This window comes from Oleiphilus sp. HI0117, from assembly GCF_001635235.1.
In genome coordinates, this window is sequence record NZ_LWGA01001155.1 from 1 (window position 1) to 1,097 (window position 1,097).

Consider the following 1,097-nt stretch of genomic DNA (forward strand, 5'->3'; position numbering starts at 1 on the left):
ATTCGGGCGCTCGAAAGCTTAAAGAAACCTAGTGTTGTTCACTTACATACCGACTCCCAATATATGCGCAAAGGGATGCTTGAGTGGATAAAAGGTTGGAAGAAAAATGGCTGGAAAACTGCAGCCAAAAAGCCAGTAAAGAATGTTGAGCTATGGAAAGCGTTGGATGAGCAAGTCGCAACACATGAGGTAAAATGGTTTTGGGTGAAAGGTCATAGTGGTGATCCAGGTAATGAAATGGCTGACCAGCTTGCCAATCTCGGAGTTGACTCGGTTATTCGAAAAGACAGTATTGGTAAGGTTCATGTGATTGATGGAGTTGAAGGGTGAGGCAGGTCGTACTTGATACAGAAACCACCGGTATAAATCCTCAGCTTGGCCACAGGATAATCGAGATTGGTTGTGTCGAACTGATTGACCGTAAGCTGACAGGAAATCACTACCATGTGTATATCAATCCAGAGCGGGTCGTAGAGCAAGAAGCGATAGATGTCCACGGAATAACGAATGAGTTTCTAGCTGATAAGCCTTTGTTTGCTGATATTGCCCAAGAATTTCTTGAGTATATAAAAGGTTCTGAACTGGTTATCCATAATGCGGCGTTTGACGTTGGCTTTATCAACTACGAATTTAACCTTTTGGTCAACAAGATCCCTCCGGTAGAAAATTACTGTGGTGTATTAGATACACTAGCCATGGCGCGAGAGAAGCATCCGGGGCAAAAGAACAATCTGGATGCTTTATGTAAACGCTACGGTATCAATAATAGTCACCGTGAACTGCACGGGGCTTTATTGGATTCCGAAATACTCGCTGATGTTTATTTATTACTAAGTGGTGGGCAGACTAGCTTGTTGCTAGATAAGGAAAAGACAGATGAAGGTGGCGCCGGAGGTATTCGAAGGTTACCCGGTACACGCAAGCCTCTACCTGTTCTGGCTGCCAATACAGAGGAAGCTGCGTCTCATGAAAAATACCTCGAATCACTTAGAAAGAAATCAGACCAGGTGATTTGGGACTTATAAGTGTTTCATAAGTAGCAGAGCTAGTCTTTGCTAATTACGAAAACACACAGTGCTAAACTTGTTAAGCGTCGG

General features: G+C 43.6%; 2 protein-coding genes. Both read left to right on the forward strand.

Annotated features, from left to right (window positions below; genetic code table 11):
* A partial coding sequence (locus A3757_RS20530) for an RNase H family protein (protein ID WP_156506457.1) occupies nucleotides 1–330 on the forward strand: 330 nt, incomplete at its 5' end.
* The gene (gene dnaQ, locus A3757_RS20535) at nucleotides 327–1,025 is read left to right on the forward strand and encodes a DNA polymerase III subunit epsilon (RefSeq protein WP_068509354.1); all 699 of its coding nucleotides are present in this window, start codon (nucleotides 327–329) and stop codon (nucleotides 1,023–1,025) included. The genes A3757_RS20530 and dnaQ, both read left to right, overlap by 4 nt.
* The last annotated feature ends 72 nt before the right edge of the window (nucleotides 1,026–1,097 follow it).